The 15,123-nt window shown below is 60.6% G+C and carries 12 protein-coding genes; 7 read left to right on the top strand and 5 right to left on the bottom strand.

Annotation, left to right across the window (positions count from 1 at the left end; genetic code table 11):
- Positions 1-5: 5 nt before the first annotated feature.
- The 4 genes from lsrB to lsrA are packed head-to-tail and all read right to left on the bottom strand — an operon-like array spanning position 6 to position 4,502.
- Positions 6-1,007, bottom strand: a complete 1,002-nt coding sequence (gene lsrB / locus CWR52_RS15560) for an autoinducer 2 ABC transporter substrate-binding protein LsrB (RefSeq protein ID WP_023333523.1) — start codon at positions 1,005-1,007, stop codon at positions 6-8.
- A gap of 1 nt (position 1,008) precedes the next feature.
- Entirely contained in the window at positions 1,009-1,986 is a 978-nt protein-coding gene (gene lsrD / locus CWR52_RS15555; RefSeq protein ID WP_023309274.1) for an autoinducer 2 ABC transporter permease LsrD, read from the bottom strand.
- The gene (gene lsrC, locus CWR52_RS15550) at positions 1,987-3,018 is read right to left on the bottom strand and encodes an autoinducer 2 ABC transporter permease LsrC (protein ID WP_104950054.1); all 1,032 of its coding nucleotides are present in this window, start codon (positions 3,016-3,018) and stop codon (positions 1,987-1,989) included.
- On the bottom strand, positions 3,015-4,502 hold the full coding sequence (gene lsrA, locus CWR52_RS15545) for an autoinducer 2 ABC transporter ATP-binding protein LsrA (RefSeq protein ID WP_104950053.1): 1,488 nt from the start codon (positions 4,500-4,502) through the stop codon (positions 3,015-3,017). The genes lsrC and lsrA overlap by 4 nt, the downstream gene beginning before the upstream one ends.
- Before the next feature lie 215 nt (positions 4,503-4,717).
- Here lsrA and lsrR point away from each other — a divergent pair, with 215 nt between their 5' ends.
- The 3 genes from lsrR to CWR52_RS15530 all read left to right on the top strand — a co-directional run bounded on the left by lsrR (position 4,718) and on the right by CWR52_RS15530 (position 9,518).
- Positions 4,718-5,689 (top strand): transcriptional regulator LsrR, encoded by a 972-nt coding sequence (lsrR, locus tag CWR52_RS15540; RefSeq protein ID WP_104950052.1) that lies wholly within the window; start codon positions 4,718-4,720, stop codon positions 5,687-5,689.
- 33 nt (positions 5,690-5,722) lie between these two features.
- A complete protein-coding gene (gene lsrK, locus CWR52_RS15535; protein WP_104950051.1) occupies positions 5,723-7,318 on the top strand; it encodes an autoinducer-2 kinase in 1,596 nt (531 codons plus the stop codon).
- A gap of 178 nt (positions 7,319-7,496) precedes the next feature.
- Entirely contained in the window at positions 7,497-9,518 is a 2,022-nt protein-coding gene (locus tag CWR52_RS15530) for an NADPH-dependent 2,4-dienoyl-CoA reductase (protein ID WP_104950050.1), read from the top strand.
- Between the two features lie 82 nt (positions 9,519-9,600).
- Here the strand turns inward: CWR52_RS15530 and rlmG are convergent, their stop codons facing one another.
- Positions 9,601-10,737: a 23S rRNA (guanine(1835)-N(2))-methyltransferase RlmG gene (rlmG, locus tag CWR52_RS15525; protein ID WP_104950049.1), complete on the bottom strand. Its 1,137-nt coding sequence runs from the start codon at positions 10,735-10,737 to the stop codon at positions 9,601-9,603.
- Between the two features lie 85 nt (positions 10,738-10,822).
- Here rlmG and CWR52_RS15520 point away from each other — a divergent pair, with 85 nt between their 5' ends.
- The 4 genes from CWR52_RS15520 to sstT all read left to right on the top strand — a co-directional run bounded on the left by CWR52_RS15520 (position 10,823) and on the right by sstT (position 15,076).
- Positions 10,823-11,326, top strand: a complete 504-nt coding sequence (locus CWR52_RS15520) for a YgjP-like metallopeptidase domain-containing protein (protein ID WP_024906411.1) — start codon at positions 10,823-10,825, stop codon at positions 11,324-11,326.
- Between the two features lie 70 nt (positions 11,327-11,396).
- Positions 11,397-12,395, top strand: a complete 999-nt coding sequence (locus tag CWR52_RS15515) for a Gfo/Idh/MocA family protein (protein ID WP_104950048.1) — start codon at positions 11,397-11,399, stop codon at positions 12,393-12,395.
- 251 nt (positions 12,396-12,646) lie between these two features.
- Positions 12,647-13,615: a TerC family protein gene (locus CWR52_RS15510; RefSeq protein WP_104950047.1), complete on the top strand. Its 969-nt coding sequence runs from the start codon at positions 12,647-12,649 to the stop codon at positions 13,613-13,615.
- 219 nt (positions 13,616-13,834) lie between these two features.
- Entirely contained in the window at positions 13,835-15,076 is a 1,242-nt protein-coding gene (gene sstT, locus CWR52_RS15505; RefSeq protein ID WP_104950046.1) for a serine/threonine transporter SstT, read from the top strand.
- Positions 15,077-15,123: the final 47 nt, after the last annotated feature.

The raw sequence follows: 15,123 nt of genomic DNA, 5'->3' as shown, positions 1-15,123 counted from the left end.
CCCCGTCAGAAATCGTATTTGCTGATGTTCTCTTTGGTGAACACCACCCGCTCCGGCAGCAGCACGATGCCGTTGCCCTTCGCCTCATACTGGTAGCCCTGCACGCTGTTCGGCTCGACCTTCAGCGCCCCGATGTTTTTTACGTCCACGCTGTCGCCGACGTTAAGATCGCCTTTTTTCAGCAAACGATCGGCGACATTGACCGCAATTTTGCCCTGTTGCACCACATCCCACAGGCCAAAGGCCTTCACCGTGCCGCGCTCAACGTACGGACGCATCACGTTTGGCGTGCTGAAGCCGACAATCGCCACCCCTTCCCGCTTCAGGTTTTCCGCCGCCTGCGCCGCGGCAGGCAGGGCGTTGGCGTCCGGGGCGATGATCGCATCCAGATCCGGATACGCTTTTAAGATCCCCTCGGCGGTTTGCAGGGATTTGGTGGCGTCGTTATAGCCAAACTGGGTCGTCACGACCTGCCACTGCGGATGATCTTTCTCGATTTTGGCCTTTGCCTCTTTCACCCACTGGTTCTGATCGGTAACCGTGGGGCTGGAGTAGAAGAACGCCACTTTAGCGTTCGGTTTGGTGACCTGCTTGCCCGCCATCTCCACCAGCAGGCCGCCCAGCTGTTCCGGCGTACCCTGGTTGATGTAGATGCTGCGGCACTCCGGTTTGGTGTCGGAATCCCAGGTCAGGACTTTGACGCCGCGCTGCATCGCGCGCTTCAGCGCCGGGCAGAGACCGTCCGGGGACACGGCGGAGACGATGATGGCGTTATAGCCCTGGTTGACGAAGTTATTGATGAGCTGCACCTGGCCGGAGACGCTCGGCTCGGTCGGACCGTCGTAGGTCACGTCCACGCCAAGATCTTTCCCCGCCTCTTTCGCGCCGTTGCCGCCGCTGGTGAAGAAGCCGACGCCCACCAGCTTCGGGATAAAGGCAATGCGGTCCGCCGCCTGCGCCGAGGCGAAGCTGAGGGCCATTGCAAGGACGAACAGTTTTGTTTTCATCTTACGCTCCGGATAGTTTTCTAAAGAGAGATCGCACCCATTCGCGGTGCAGACTCAGCGAACGTCCCATCACCACCACAACCAGCAGCGCCCCTGACAGCGCGCTCGACACCTGGTTGGGGATACCGACCATCTGTAAACCCTGCTGGAGATACCCCACCAGCAGTGCCGCCAGCGCCGTACCGACAACCGAACCTGAACCGCCGTAGATATTGGCCCCGCCGAGTACGGCGGCGGTGAGCGCAGGCATCAGTAAATCGCGCCCCAGATCCGAACGCGCGGAGCCGAAATAGGAGACCATTACCAGCGCGGCAATCGCAGAGGCAACGCCCACCAGGCCGTACAGCGCATACGGCATGCCGTTCACCGACAGCGCCGCATAGCGTGCCGCACGCGGGTTCTGCCCAATCAGGAACAGATGGCGCCCAAAGCGCCCGCGGTGGGTAATGAGCCAGAAGAAGACGGTAATCACCGCGAACAAGACCAATGGGATCGGCAGGCCCAACACCGTGAGGTTAGCGAAGGCGGTAAAACTGTCCGGGAAGCCGCCGATGCCCTCATAGCCCGTCGCACCCGCCATGCCGGAGAGCAGCAGCGCCCCGCCGCCGTAGAGGTAAAGCGTGCCGAGGGTAATCACCAGCGGGCTGATGCCGGTGTAGTGGATCAGCGCCGCGTTTACCAGCCCGCACAGCAGTCCCAGCAGTAGCGTCAGCGGGATGGCGACCGCCATCGGCCACCCTGCCTGCATCATCACCCCCAGCGCAATCGCGCAAAGGCCGATGGTCGAGCCCAGCGAAATGTCGATCCCGCCGCTGATAATCACCAGCGTCAGCGGCAGCGCCACGATGCCAATGCAGATAAAATCGCTGGTGCTGAACAACAGCATGTTGATGTCGAGCATGCGCGGGTTGATGGCGCCGAAGAGCAGGATCTCCAGCACCAGTAAAATCAGCAGCGCGCTTTCCCAGTTAAGCCTCATTTACGCCACCTCTTTTTTGCGTTTGGGAAATGGGGTGACGTGCTTTCCCCCTTTGTTACCCGGCTGGAAGCGACCGTACTTCAGCGCCCGCTGATGACGCGCCAGCGCCTGGCGCAAGCGCCCGTCGAGCACCAGCACGCCCAGCAGCACCAGCCCGGCGATAAAGTCGTTCCACCATGCCGGAAGTCTGAACAGCACCAGCACGGTGTCGATTTGGGTCAGGAAGAAGGCGCCGAGCAGCGCGCCAACCAGCGTGCCCGTGCCGCCCAGCAGCGAAATACCGCCGAGCACGCAGGCGGCGATGGCCTTCATCTCCAGCCCGCTGCCCGTCTGGTTGGGCACAAAGCCAATCTGCGCGGCAAAGACGATCCCGGCGCAGGCCGCCAGCATGCCGTTCAGGGTAAAGGCAATCATGCGGGTGCGGTTCACCGCCACGCCCAGTTGGCGCGCTGCGGCGAGGTTATCCCCCACCGCGTAGAAATCACGCCCGAACGCTGTGCGCGACAGCGTCCACGCGCCGGTGGCCGCGATGATCAACACCACCATGCCGAGCGGCGAAATGCCGACGGCGGCAGGCTCAGAGAGGGATTTCAGCCCCGGCGGCAGCCCTTCTATCCACTTCCCACCGGTCCAGAGCAGCATCGCCCCGCGGTACAGTCCCAGCGTGCCGAGGGTGGCGACAATCGCCGGGATGCGCAGCCCCACCACCAGAAACCCGTTGAACGCCCCGGCCAGCGCGCCGATGGACAGCGCGAAGAGAATGGAAACGGGCAGGCTGTAGCCGCTATTAAGCGCCACGCCGACGGCAATGGCGGACAGCCCGACGATGGAGCCGACGGACACATCAATATTGCGGGTCAGCATGACCAGCGCCGCGCCGATGGCCAGCAGGATAAGGATCTGCGCGCTGGCGAAGATCATCCCCAGCGTCTGCAGACTCAGGTAGGACGGGTTCAGCGCCACCAGCACGGCGAACAGCGCCAGAATGGCGAGAAACGCGCTCAGCTCGCGGTTTTTGAGTAAGGTCTTCATGCTTGCCCTCCGAACGCCAGCGCCATCATCCTGTCGAGGCTGACGGCGTGGCGCGGCAGCTCGCCACTGAGCACGCCCTGATGCATCACCAGCACCCGGTCCGCAAGGCCGGGAAACTCGTCGAGATCGCTTGAGATCATCAGTACCGCCACGTTCTGTGCCGCCACGCTTTTTATCAGCTGGTAGATATCCGCGCGCGCCGCCACGTCCACGCCGCGCGTCGGTTCATCAACGATCAGTAGTAAAGGATTGGCCTCCAGACAGCGCGCCAGCAGTACCTTCTGCTGGTTGCCGCCGGAGAGCGTGCGCACGGTTTGATCCGCATGGTTGAGCTTGATCCCCAGCGCCCGGTGATAGCGCTCCACCACCGCAGACTCCCGCTTGCGCTGCTGCCAAATTGAAGGCTCGTTCAGCGCCACGGTGTTCCAGCGGATCGGCGCATCGAGGAACAGGCCGGACACCTGCCTGTCTTCCGGCAGGTAGATCAGCCCTTTTTCCAGGCGCGAACTTACCGGATCGCCGGTGATCTCCTGATTCTCCAGCCAGACGCGGCCCCCGCGTACCGGCCGCAGGCCATAGAGCGTTTCGGCAAACTCGGTGCGCCCGGAGCCCACCAGCCCGGCAAGGCCGACGATCTCTCCGGCGTAGATCTCAAGGCTCAGATCGATAAACCCTTCCCCGGTGAGATCCTCCACCCGCAGCACCGGAAAGTCCTGCGGCTGGGTGCGACGGTTGCCCGGCAGCGCCAGCCACAGCTTTTGCGTATCGCTGAGGGATTTCTCCCGGCTCACCGGCGTCATGGCAGCAATCAGGGCGTTATCGTCGAACTGCGCGGTTTCGCCGCTCAGCACCACCGCGCCGTCGCGCATCACCGAGACGTGACTCGAAAGCATGCGAATTTCCGGCAGCTTATGGGAGATAAAAACAATCCCGACCCCGAGCGCCTGCAGGGCGCGGATCTGGCGGAACAGCCGTTCGGTTTCGCCCGGCGTGAGAGAGGCCGTAGGTTCGTCGAGGATCAGGATCCGGGCGTTGCGCATTAATCCTCGCAGGATCTCCACCATCTGCTGATCCGCCACTTCCAGGGTGCTGGCGACTGCGTCGAGGTTAAGCTGGCACTGCAGTTGCTCAAGTTTTTCCGCCAGCCGCTTTTCCCGATCGCGCTCGCGCGGCAGGCGGAACAGGATATTTTCCCGCACCGTCAGGTTAGGGAACAGCAGCGGCTCCTGCGGCACCAGGTAAATGCCAAGCCTGTGCGCCTGTACGGGCGTGAGCCGCGCATATGACTGCCCCTCGACGGAAAGTTCACCGCCGTCCGGCGTCTCGACCCCGGCGATGATCTTCATCAGCGTCGATTTTCCCGCGCCGTTTCCGCCCATCAGCGCGTGCACCTGGCCCGCAAGCAGCGTGAAATCAATGCCTTTTAGAACCGGCACGCCTGAGAACTGCTTGCTGATATTCCGCGCGTCGAGAAGTGAGGTCATCATCGCTCCGCTATTGAACAAATGATTTTTAGATTTAATAATGTTCAAAAGCGTAGACGGTGAACTATATTTACAACCGTGCAGGGATCACAGTTTTATCGATTGAGATTCAGATAAACCAGAAACGATCGAAATGATCCGTTTTGTCGCGTGGCTCACACATTCCCTTCGCGCCATCACGAACATATGATCTAAATTTTTATAAGAGTTCAACTATGAGCGATAAACGCACTGCGGAAGAAGGACGGTTTGCCGGGCTGGCGCTGGCGGAAGAGGAGCTGGTGGCGCGCGTGGCCTGGTGTTACTACCACGACGGGCTGACGCAGAACGATATCGGCGAACGCCTCGGGCTGCCGCGATTAAAAATCTCCCGCCTGCTGGAGAAAGGCCGTCAGTCCGGGGTGATCCGCGTGCAGATCAACTCCCGCTACGAGGGCTGTCTGGCGCTGGAAACCGAGCTACAGCAGCGCTTTGGCCTGAAGCTGGTGCGCGTGATGCCCGCCCTGAATACCCCGCCGATGAACGTGCGGCTGGGCATTGGCGCGGCGCAGTCTCTGATGGGCGTGCTGGAGCCCGGCCAGCTGCTGGCGGTGGGATTCGGTGAAACCACCATGAGCAGTCTGCAACACTTAAGCGGCTTTATCAGCTCGCAACAGATCCGCCTCGTGACGCTCTCCGGCGGCGTCGGGCCCTATATGACCGGTATCGGCCAGCTGGACGCGGCCTGCAGCGTCAGCATGATCCCTGCCCCGCTTCGCGTGTCATCCGCCGAAGTGGCCGGGATCTTAAAACGCGAAACCAGCGTGCGGGACGTGATCCTCGCCGCCACCGCCGCTGACGTGGCGGTAGTTGGTATTGGTTCAGTCAACCAGCGCCGTGACGCCACGATCCTGCGCTCCGGCTATATCAGCGAAGGCGAGCAGCTGATGTACGCCCGCAAAGGCGCGGTCGGCGACATTCTCGGCTATTTCCTCAATGCCGATGGGGAGTGCGTCGAGGAGCTGGAGATCCATAAAGAATTACTCGGCGTCTCGCTTGATGAGCTGGCGCAGCTGCCCACCATCGTTGGCGTGGCCGGAGGGGAAGAGAAAGCCGATGCGATTTATGCCGCACTGAAGGGTCGCCGTATCAATGGCCTGGTGACGGAAGAGACAACAGCCCGCGCGGTGCTGGCTCTGGCCAAGTGAGAGCCCGCCCTGCGCTAACAGCGAGGCAAGCTCATGAGTTACCTTTTAGCGTTAGATGCAGGGACCGGCAGCGTTCGCGCCGTGATTTTCGATTTGCAGGGCAAACAGATTTCCGTCGGCCAGGCCGAGTGGAAGCACCTGAGCGTGGAGAACGTGCCGGGGTCGATGGAGTTCGACCTCGACACCAACTGGCAGCTGGCCTGCCGGTGCATTCATCAGGCGCTAGAGCGCGCGAATCTGGGCGCGGCGGATATTCAGTCCGTCGCCTGCTGCTCCATGCGCGAAGGGATAGTGCTTTACGACCGCGACGGCGAGGCCATCTGGGCCTGCGCCAACGTCGACGCCCGCGCCAGCCGCGAGGTGGCTGAACTCAAAGAGATCCACGACAATCATTTTGAATCCGAAGTGTATGACGTCTCCGGCCAGACGCTGGCGCTGAGCGCGATGCCGCGCCTGCTGTGGCTGGCACACCATCGTCCGGATATTTACCGCAGCGCCGCCACCATCACCATGATCAGCGACTGGCTGGCAGCGAAGCTCTCCGGCGAGCTGGCGGTCGACCCGTCTAACGCGGGCACCACCGGCATGCTGGATCTCTTCTCCCGCGACTGGCGTCCGGCGCTGCTGGACATGGCCGGGCTGCGTGCCGATATTCTCTCCCCGGTAAAAGAGACCGGCACCGTGCTGGGCGCTATCACCCGAGAGGCCGCACAGCAAAGCGGCCTGCGCGAAGGCACGCCGGTCATCATGGGCGGCGGCGACGTGCAGCTGGGCTGCCTGGGTCTGGGGGTAGTCCGCGCCGGACAAACAGCCGTGCTGGGCGGTACCTTCTGGCAGCAGGTGGTGAACCTGCCGCAGGTGCGCACCGACCCTGGCATGAACATTCGGGTGAATCCGCATGTGATTCCCGGCATGGCGCAGGCGGAGTCGATCAGCTTCTTTACCGGGCTGACCATGCGCTGGTTCCGCGATGCCTTCTGCGCCGAGGAAAAGCTGATTGCCGAGCGGATGGGGATGGACACCTATTCCCTGCTGGAAGAGATGGCCAGCCGGGTGCCGGCGGGCTCCCACGGGGTGATGCCAATCTTCTCCGACGCCATGCATTTTAAGCAGTGGTACCACGCCGCGCCGTCGTTTATTAACCTCTCCATCGACCCGGAAAAGTGCAACAAAGCGACGCTGTTCCGCGCCCTGGAGGAGAACGCGGCGATCGTCTCGGCCTGTAACCTGGCGCAGATTTCCCACTTCTCCGGCGTGACGTTTGAAAGTCTGGTCTTTGCGGGCGGGGGCTCGAAAGGTGCGCTGTGGAGTCAGATTTTAAGCGACGTCACCGGCCTGCCGGTGCGCGTGCCGGAGGTCAAAGAGGCCACGGCGCTGGGCTGCGCCATTGCGGCAGGCGTTGGCGCGGGGCTGTTTGCCGATATGGCCTCGACGGGCGAGCGGCTGGTGAAATGGAGCCGCGAGTTCACGCCAAACCCGGTACATCGCGAACTGTACGACGGCATGATGCAGAAATGGCAGGCGGTATACGCGGACCAGCTCGGGCTGGTGGACAGCGGACTGACCACGTCGATGTGGCAGGCGCCGGGGCTGGTGCGGACATCCCCCTCACCCCGGCCCTCTCCCTAAGGGAGAGGGAGATTACGTCCCCTCTCCCCGTGGGAGAGGGTTAGGGTGAGGGCATCAGGCCACACCAATATTTGAATCCCATCACAATCACTGCATTCGCCTTTTCCCTTTTACTCCTCGCTGGCTAAATTAGTAACTCATCCGACCACATAACAATAATTTTACACTGGAAGAGACTATGAGCCGCTACCCGTCGTTATTCGCCCCCCTCGATCTGGGGTTCACCACACTCAAAAACCGCGTGTTGATGGGCTCGATGCACACCGGGCTGGAGGAGCATCCGGACGGGGCCGAGCGTCTGGCAGCCTTCTATGCCGAACGCGCCCGCCATGGAGTAGCGCTGATCGTCACCGGCGGCGTGGCCCCTGCCCCTTCCGGCGTCGGCATGGAGGGCGGCGCGGTGCTGAACGATGCGTCACAGCTGCCGCACCACCGCATTGTGACCGACGCGGTACACAACGAGGGCGGAAAAATCGCCCTGCAAATTCTGCACACCGGACGCTACAGCTATCAGCCGAATCTGGTCGCGCCATCGGCCATTCAGGCACCAATTAACCGCTTCACTCCGCATGCCCTGAGCCACGACGAGATCCTGGCCTTGATTGACGACTTCGCCCGCTGCGCCGCGCTGGCGCGTGAAGCGGGCTACGACGGCGTTGAGGTGATGGGGTCTGAAGGCTATCTGATTAACGAGTTTCTGGCCGCCCGCACTAACCAGCGCGACGACGAATGGGGCGGCGACTATGCCCGCCGGATGCGCTTTGCTGTAGAAGTCGTGCGTGCCGTGCGCGAACGCGCGGGCGCGGACTTTATCATCATCTTCCGCCTGTCGATGCTCGACCTGGTTGAGGGCGGCGGCACGTTTGACGAAACCGTGCAGCTGGCGCAGGCGATAGAAGCCGCGGGCGCCACGATTATCAACACCGGCATCGGCTGGCACGAGGCGCGCATTCCGACCATCGCCACGCCGGTGCCGCGCGCGGCGTTCAGCTGGGTAACGCGCAGGCTGAAAGGGAAAGTGTCCGTTCCGCTGGTCACCACCAACCGCATTAACGATCCGCAGGTGGCGGACGATGTGATTTCACGCGGCGATGCCGACATGGTCTCGATGGCGCGTCCGTTCCTCGCCGATGCCGAGCTGCTGTCCAAAGCGCAAAGCGGCCGTGCGGATGAGATCAACACCTGCATCGGCTGTAATCAGGCCTGTCTGGATCAGATCTTCGTCGGGAAGGTCACCTCCTGCCTGGTTAACCCCCGCGCCTGCCATGAAACCAAAATGCCGATCGTTCCGGCGGTCAATAAAAAACGCCTGGCCGTCGTGGGTGCTGGCCCGGCGGGCCTGGCGTTTGCGGTCAATGCCGCCTCGCGCGGGCACGGCGTGACGCTGTTTGATGCGCTGGGGGAGATTGGCGGGCAGTTCAATATCGCCAAACAGATCCCCGGCAAAGAGGAGTTCTATGAAACGCTGCGCTACTACCGCCGAATGATCGAGCTGACGGGCGTCGAGCTGCGGCTTAACCAGTTTGTCGGGGCGGCGGATCTGACTGATTTCGATGAGGTGATCCTGGCGAGCGGGATCGTACCGCGCACACCTGCGATCGAGGGTATCGATCATCCAAAAGTGCTGAGCTATCTCGACGTGCTGCGTGACAAAGTACCGGTTGGCGAGAAGGTGGCGATTATCGGCTGCGGCGGGATCGGCTTTGATACCGCCATGTATTTGAGCCAGCCAGGCGAGGCGACCAGCCAGAACATTGCTGAGTTTTGCGTCGAATGGGGGATTGATACCAGCCTCAGCCAGTCCGGCGGCCTGCGCCCCGAAGGGCCGCAGCTGCCAAAAAGCCCGCGCCAGATCGTGATGCTGCAGCGTAAAGCCAGCAAGCCGGGCGAAGGGCTGGGCAAAACCACCGGCTGGATCCACCGCGCCACCCTGCTCTCGCGCGGGGTGAAGATGATCCCGGCGGTCAGCTATCAGAAGATCGACGACGCGGGTCTACACGTCACGATCGGCGGCGAGCCGCAGCTGCTGCGCGTGGATCATGTCATTTTATGTGCCGGGCAGGAGCCAAAGCGCGATCTGGCCGATCCGCTGCGCGAGGCCGGTAAAACGGTGCATCTGATTGGCGGGTGTGACGTGGCGATGGAGCTGGATGCGCGGCGGGCAATTGCGCAGGGGACGAAGTTAGCTCTGGTGATCTAGAACATTGCCCGGTGGCGCTGCGCTTACCGGGCCTACAAAACCGTAGGCCTGTGCAAGCGAAGCGCCGCCAGGCGAAGCGATCTTACCGACGGCGCCCCAGTTTCACCGCTTTCAACACCACAAACTTATTGTTCGTCGCAATGGTGACGCAGTTACCGAAAATCTTCTTCAGCTTGTGGAAGTAGTCCAGGTGGCGGTTCGCCACGATGTACAGCTCGCCGTTAATTTTCAGGCAACGGCGCGCGTGGTGGAACATCTCCCAGGCGACGTTATCCGTCAGGGCATGCTTCTGGTGGAACGGCGGGTTACAGAACACGGCGTTGAAGCGGAAAGGCTCTACGCCCGACAGCGCGTTGTTGATCATAAACTCGCAGCGGTCCAGCGCGTCCGGCATATTGGTTTCTACGTTCAGACGGCTGGAGGCCACCGCCATCGGCGATTCGTCGCTGAACACCACGCTGGCCTCCGGGTTCTTCGCCAGCAGCGTCAGGCCGATCACGCCGTTGCCGCAGCCCAGATCGACAATTTCCCCTTCCAGATTTTCCGGCAGATGTTCCATGAAGAAACGCGCCCCGATATCCAGACCGGTGCGGGAGAAGACGTTCGCGTGGTTGTGGATGGTCCAGTCTGTCCCTTCCAGCTTCCAGCTCAGCGTTTCTGGCGCGTCGGCCAGCTCGGGTGCGGCGAACGTACAGTTGATCAGGCGCGCTTTTTTCCAGGCCAGCGTCGTGGTGGTTGGGCCAAGGACCTTCTCGAACAGCTCCAGCGTCGAGGTGTGAATATCGCGCGCTTTGGCACCCGCGATGATGCGGGTTTCTGGTGTGATGACCTTACGCAGCGCGCGCAGCTGCTGATCCAGCAGCGCCATGGTTTTTGGCACTTTGATGAGCACCACGCCCGGCGCCTGCGGGTAGTCCGCGGTGCTGTCGAGGAACTTCACGCTGGATTCGTCGATGTCGTTATGGCGCAGGTTTTCACGCGTCGCCAGTTCGCTCAGGTAGGAGTCGCCGATACTGTACGGCGTGTGTTCCGCCAGGGCACAGCCCAGGGCGCCAAACGCGTCATTCAGGATCAAAACCGGGCCGCGGATTTCAGTGTCATCCAACTGCTGCAGCAGATATTCATCCGCCGCTTCCCACGCCTGAAGCGGGTTAACGTCGTCCGTTTCCGGGAAACGTTTAAGGTTGAGTGAACGGAAACCGTTGTCTAAGTGGCTCATCGGCCCTCCTGAATGGTAAAATTTCGGCGTTATCCCTGAAAAGGGTGCGTGAGTATACCCGTTTTATTGTCGATTTGGGGCGTTGATGAACCAACTTACTTATCTCCAGGGCTACCCGGAGCATTTACTGACTCAGGTTCGCAGCCTGATTGCCGAGCAGAAGCTGGGCGCGGTGCTGGAAAAACGCTACCCCGGCACCCACGATTTCGCGACCGATAAGGCCCTCTGGCAGTATACGCAGGATCTGAAAAACCGGTATCTGAAGAGCGCCCCGCCGATCAACAAGGTGATGTACGACAACAAGATCCACGTGCTGAAAAACGCGCTCGGCCTGCACACCGCCGTCTCCCGCGTGCAGGGCGGCAAGCTGAAGGCGAAGGCCGAAATCCGCGTCGCGACGGTTTTCCGCAACGCGCCGGAAGCCTTTCTGCGGATGATCGTGGTGCACGAGCTGGCGCACCTGAAAGAGAAAGAGCACGACAAAGCGTTCTATTCCCTGTGCTGTCACATGGAGCCGCAGTACCACCAGCTGGAGTTTGATACCCGTCTGTGGCTTACGCATTTATCGTTAAAAGGTAATGCGGAATAGCGCACGCGAATTGTCATGATGACGTGCTACAGTGGCTAAAGGTTCCCCGCTACGGAGTACGTAAACGTTTATGATACGTTTCGCAGTCATTGGAACGAACTGGATCACGCGCCAGTTCGTCGACGCCGCCCACGAAACCGGCAAACTGAAACTTACCGCAGTCTATTCCCGCAGCCTTGAGCAGGCGCAGAGTTTTGCCAACGATTACCTCGTCGAGCATCTCTTCACCTCGCTTGATGACATGGCGCAAAGTGACGCCATTGACGCGGTCTATATCGCCAGCCCGAACTCCCTGCACTTCCCGCAAACGAAGCTGTTCCTCAGCCATAAAAAGCATGTGATTTGCGAGAAGCCGCTGGCGTCGAACATCGAAGAAGTGGAAGCCGCCATCGCGCTTGCCCGCGAAAACCAGGTGGTGCTGTTCGAAGCCTTCAAAACCGCCAGCCTGCCGAATTTCCTGCTGCTGCAGCAGTCCCTGCCGAAGGTGGGCAAAGTGCGCAAAGCCTTTATCAACTACTGCCAGTACTCGTCGCGCTACCAGCGCTATCTCGACGGCGAGAACCCGAACACCTTTAATCCGGCCTTCTCTAACGGCTCGATTATGGATATCGGTTTCTATTGCCTGGCCTCTGCCGTGGCCCTGTGGGGCGAGCCGCACGGCGTCACGGCCACCGCCAGCCTGCTGGAGAGCGGCGTGGATGCGCACGGTGTCGCGGTGCTGGATTACGGTGATTTCAGCGTCACGCTGCAGCACTCCAAGGTGAGTGATTCCGTGCTGCCGAGCGAAATTCAGGGCGAAGCGGGCTCGCTGGTCATCGAGAAGATCTCCGAGTGCCAGAAGGTAAGCTTCGTGCCGCGCGGCGGCAAAGCGCAGGAGCTGACGCAGCCTCAGCATATTAACACTATGCTCTATGAGGCAGAGGTCTTCGCCCGTCTGGTGGAAGACAACGAAGTGAATCACCCAGGCCTTGCGGTGAGCCGCACCACGGCGAAGCTGCAAACGGAGATCCGCCGTCAGACCGGCGTGGTATTCCCGGCAGACGGCGTGAGCGCGGAAGTTATCGCGTAAAGCTGTGTAATGAAACGGCGCAGACCATTGACGAAACCGATGGTCTGACATATTTTGTTACCTGCAAAGGGGAGTAACTTCTTCGCCGGTGGATCGTCATTACGATGCGTGCAATATCGCATCCGGTCGCCGGGCAACCCTCGTGGTTGTAAGTGAGACCTTGCCGGAAGGCGAGGTCTATGCATAAAAAGCTAGCGGCTATCGTCTTCTGACCATGGCCGTTTTTGTTTTTTATGTGTAAGGAAAATAGTATGCATTCTGTCGGCACTCCCATGTTGTGGGGCGGATTCGCGGTTGTCGTGCTCATCATGCTGGCGATCGACCTCTTTTTACAGGGGCGTCGCGGCGCGCACGGCATGACCATGAAACAGGCTGCGGCCTGGTCGCTGGTGTGGGTCACCCTCTCCCTGCTCTTCTGTGCCGCCTTCTGGTGGTATCTGGCTTCGACCGAAGGCCGCGCGGTGGCCGATCCTCAGGCCCTCGCCTTCCTCACCGGCTATCTGATTGAAAAAGCCCTGGCGGTCGATAACGTCTTCGTCTGGCTGATGCTGTTCAGCTATTTCGCCGTGCCTGCGGCCCTGCAGCGCCGCGTGCTGGTCTACGGCGTGCTGGGTGCAATTATCCTGCGTACCATCATGATCTTCGCCGGCAGCTGGCTGATTACCCAGTTCGAATGGCTGCTGTACGTCTTCGGCGCGTTCCTGCTGTTCACCGGGGTCAAAATGGCGCTGGCGAAAGAGGACGGCTCTGCGATTGGTGATCGCCCGCTGGTGAAGTGGATCCGCAGCCATCTGCGCATGACCGACAAGATCGAGAGCGAGCACTTCTTCGTACGCAAGAACGGCCTGCTGTTTGCCACCCCGCTGCTGCTGGTGCTGATCCTGGTTGAGCTGAGCGACGTGATTTTCGCCGTAGACAGCATCCCGGCTATCTTCGCGGTGACCACCGACCCGTTCATCGTCCTGACCTCAAACCTGTTCGCCATTCTCGGCCTGCGTGCGATGTACTTCCTGCTGGCGGGCGCGGCGGAGCGCTTCTCGATGCTGAAGTACGGTCTGTCGGTGATCCTGGTGTTTATCGGTATCAAGATGCTGATCGTCGATTTCTACCATATTCCGATCGCCATTTCGCTCGGCGTGGTGTTTGGCATTCTGATCGTGACGCTGATTATCAATACCTGGGTTAACCGCCAGCACGATAAGAAGCAGCAGGTGGAGTAATCCCCTCACCCCGGCCCTCTCCCACTGGGAGAGGGTGAACACACTTTCGTAACGCGGTAGTTAAAAAATATGATGCAACACGTAAAATCCAGCATTTTACGCTTCCCTCCTCTCGCACTTTCCCTAATACTCAACCAGGCAAACATTTACTTACATCCGGACATAAATGTGACTTAGAGCACATCCAGGATGGAACGCAATTTCACTCAGGAATAATGTATGAGCACACAATCGACGGGTCTTTTTGCGCGCCTGGCGCAGGGAAGTCTGGTTAAACAAATTCTGGTAGGACTGGTGCTGGGTATTCTGCTGGCCATGGTGTCAAAACCTGCTGCGGAGGCCACGGGGCTGCTCGGGACGCTGTTTGTGGGCGCCCTGAAAGCCGTCGCGCCGGTACTGGTTCTGATGCTGGTCATGGCATCGATTGCCAACCACCAGCACGGACAAAAAACCAACATTCGCCCTATTCTGTTCCTGTATCTTCTGGGAACCTTCTCTGCAGCCTTAACGGCCGTGGTGTTTAGCTTCCTGTTCCCGTCCACGCTGCACCTGACCAGCGCGGCCGGTGATATCACGCCGCCATCCGGGATTGTGGAAGTCCTTCGCGGTCTGCTGATGAGCATGGTCTCTAACCCCATCACCGCGCTGATGAGCGGAAACTACATTGGCATCCTGGTCTGGGCGATTGGTCTGGGCTTCGCGCTGCGTCACGGCAACGAGACCACGAAAAACCTGGTCAACGATTTGTCCAACGCTGTCACCTTTATGGTAAAGCTGGTGATTCGCTTTGCGCCAATCGGTATTTTCGGCCTGGTCTCCTCCACGCTGGCAACCACCGGTTTTGACGCGCTGTGGGGCTACGCGCAACTGCTGGTTGTGCTGGTCGGCTGTATGCTGCTGGTGGCGCTGGTGATCAACCCGCTGCTGGTGTTCTGGCAGATCCGCCGCAACCCGTATCCGCTGGTGCTGACCTGCCTGCGCGAGAGCGGCGTGTATGCCTTCTTCACCCGCAGCTCTGCGGCGAACATACCGGTGAACATGGCGCTGGCGGAGAAGCTGAACCTGGATCGCGATACCTATTCCGTGTCGATCCCACTGGGTGCGACCGTGAACATGGCGGGTGCGGCGATTACGATCACTGTACTGACCCTGGCGGCGGTGCATACGCTGGGTATTCCGGTGGATCTGCCAACCGCGCTGCTGCTGAGCGTGGTGGCCTCGCTGTGCGCCTGTGGCGCATCCGGCGTGGCGGGCGGTTCGCTGCTGCTGATCCCGCTGGCGTGTAATATGTTCGGTATCCCGAACGAAATCGCCATGCAGGTGGTTGCCGTCGGCTTTATCATCGGCGTGCTGCAGGACTCCTGCGAAACCGCGCTGAACTCCTCTACCGACGTGCTGTTTACCGCGGCGGCCTGTCAGGCGGAAGACGCGCGTTTAGCGAAGAACGCCCTGCGAGGTTAAAAACAAAAGCCCGGTGGCGGCTACGCCTTACCGGGCTTACAGGATTT

This window comes from Enterobacter sp. SGAir0187 (assembly GCF_002952735.2).
Taxonomy (GTDB): Bacteria; Pseudomonadota; Gammaproteobacteria; order Enterobacterales; family Enterobacteriaceae; genus Enterobacter; species Enterobacter quasiroggenkampii.
The sequence above is the reverse complement of the archived record's forward strand: the minus strand, read 5'-3'. Positions and strand labels throughout refer to the sequence as shown.

Excerpts from the sequence above, each read along its gene's own strand:
- rlmG (WP_104950049.1), bottom strand. The coding sequence starts at position 10,737 with ATGAGCCACTTAGACAACGGTTTCCGTTCACTCAACCTTAAACGTTTC.
- lsrK (WP_104950051.1), top strand. The coding sequence starts at position 5,723 with ATGAGTTACCTTTTAGCGTTAGATGCAGGGACCGGCAGCGTTCGCGCC.
- CWR52_RS15530 (WP_104950050.1), top strand. The coding sequence starts at position 7,497 with ATGAGCCGCTACCCGTCGTTATTCGCCCCCCTCGATCTGGGGTTCACC.
- lsrD (WP_023309274.1), bottom strand. The coding sequence starts at position 1,986 with ATGAGGCTTAACTGGGAAAGCGCGCTGCTGATTTTACTGGTGCTGGAG.
- lsrA (WP_104950053.1), bottom strand. The coding sequence starts at position 4,502 with ATGACCTCACTTCTCGACGCGCGGAATATCAGCAAGCAGTTCTCAGGC.
- lsrC (WP_104950054.1), bottom strand. The coding sequence starts at position 3,018 with ATGAAGACCTTACTCAAAAACCGCGAGCTGAGCGCGTTTCTCGCCATT.
- lsrB (WP_023333523.1), bottom strand. The coding sequence starts at position 1,007 with ATGAAAACAAAACTGTTCGTCCTTGCAATGGCCCTCAGCTTCGCCTCG.
- CWR52_RS15510 (WP_104950047.1), top strand. The coding sequence starts at position 12,647 with ATGCATTCTGTCGGCACTCCCATGTTGTGGGGCGGATTCGCGGTTGTC.
- CWR52_RS15515 (WP_104950048.1), top strand. The coding sequence starts at position 11,397 with ATGATACGTTTCGCAGTCATTGGAACGAACTGGATCACGCGCCAGTTC.
- lsrR (WP_104950052.1), top strand. The coding sequence starts at position 4,718 with ATGAGCGATAAACGCACTGCGGAAGAAGGACGGTTTGCCGGGCTGGCG.
- CWR52_RS15520 (WP_024906411.1), top strand. The coding sequence starts at position 10,823 with ATGAACCAACTTACTTATCTCCAGGGCTACCCGGAGCATTTACTGACT.
- sstT (WP_104950046.1), top strand. The coding sequence starts at position 13,835 with ATGAGCACACAATCGACGGGTCTTTTTGCGCGCCTGGCGCAGGGAAGT.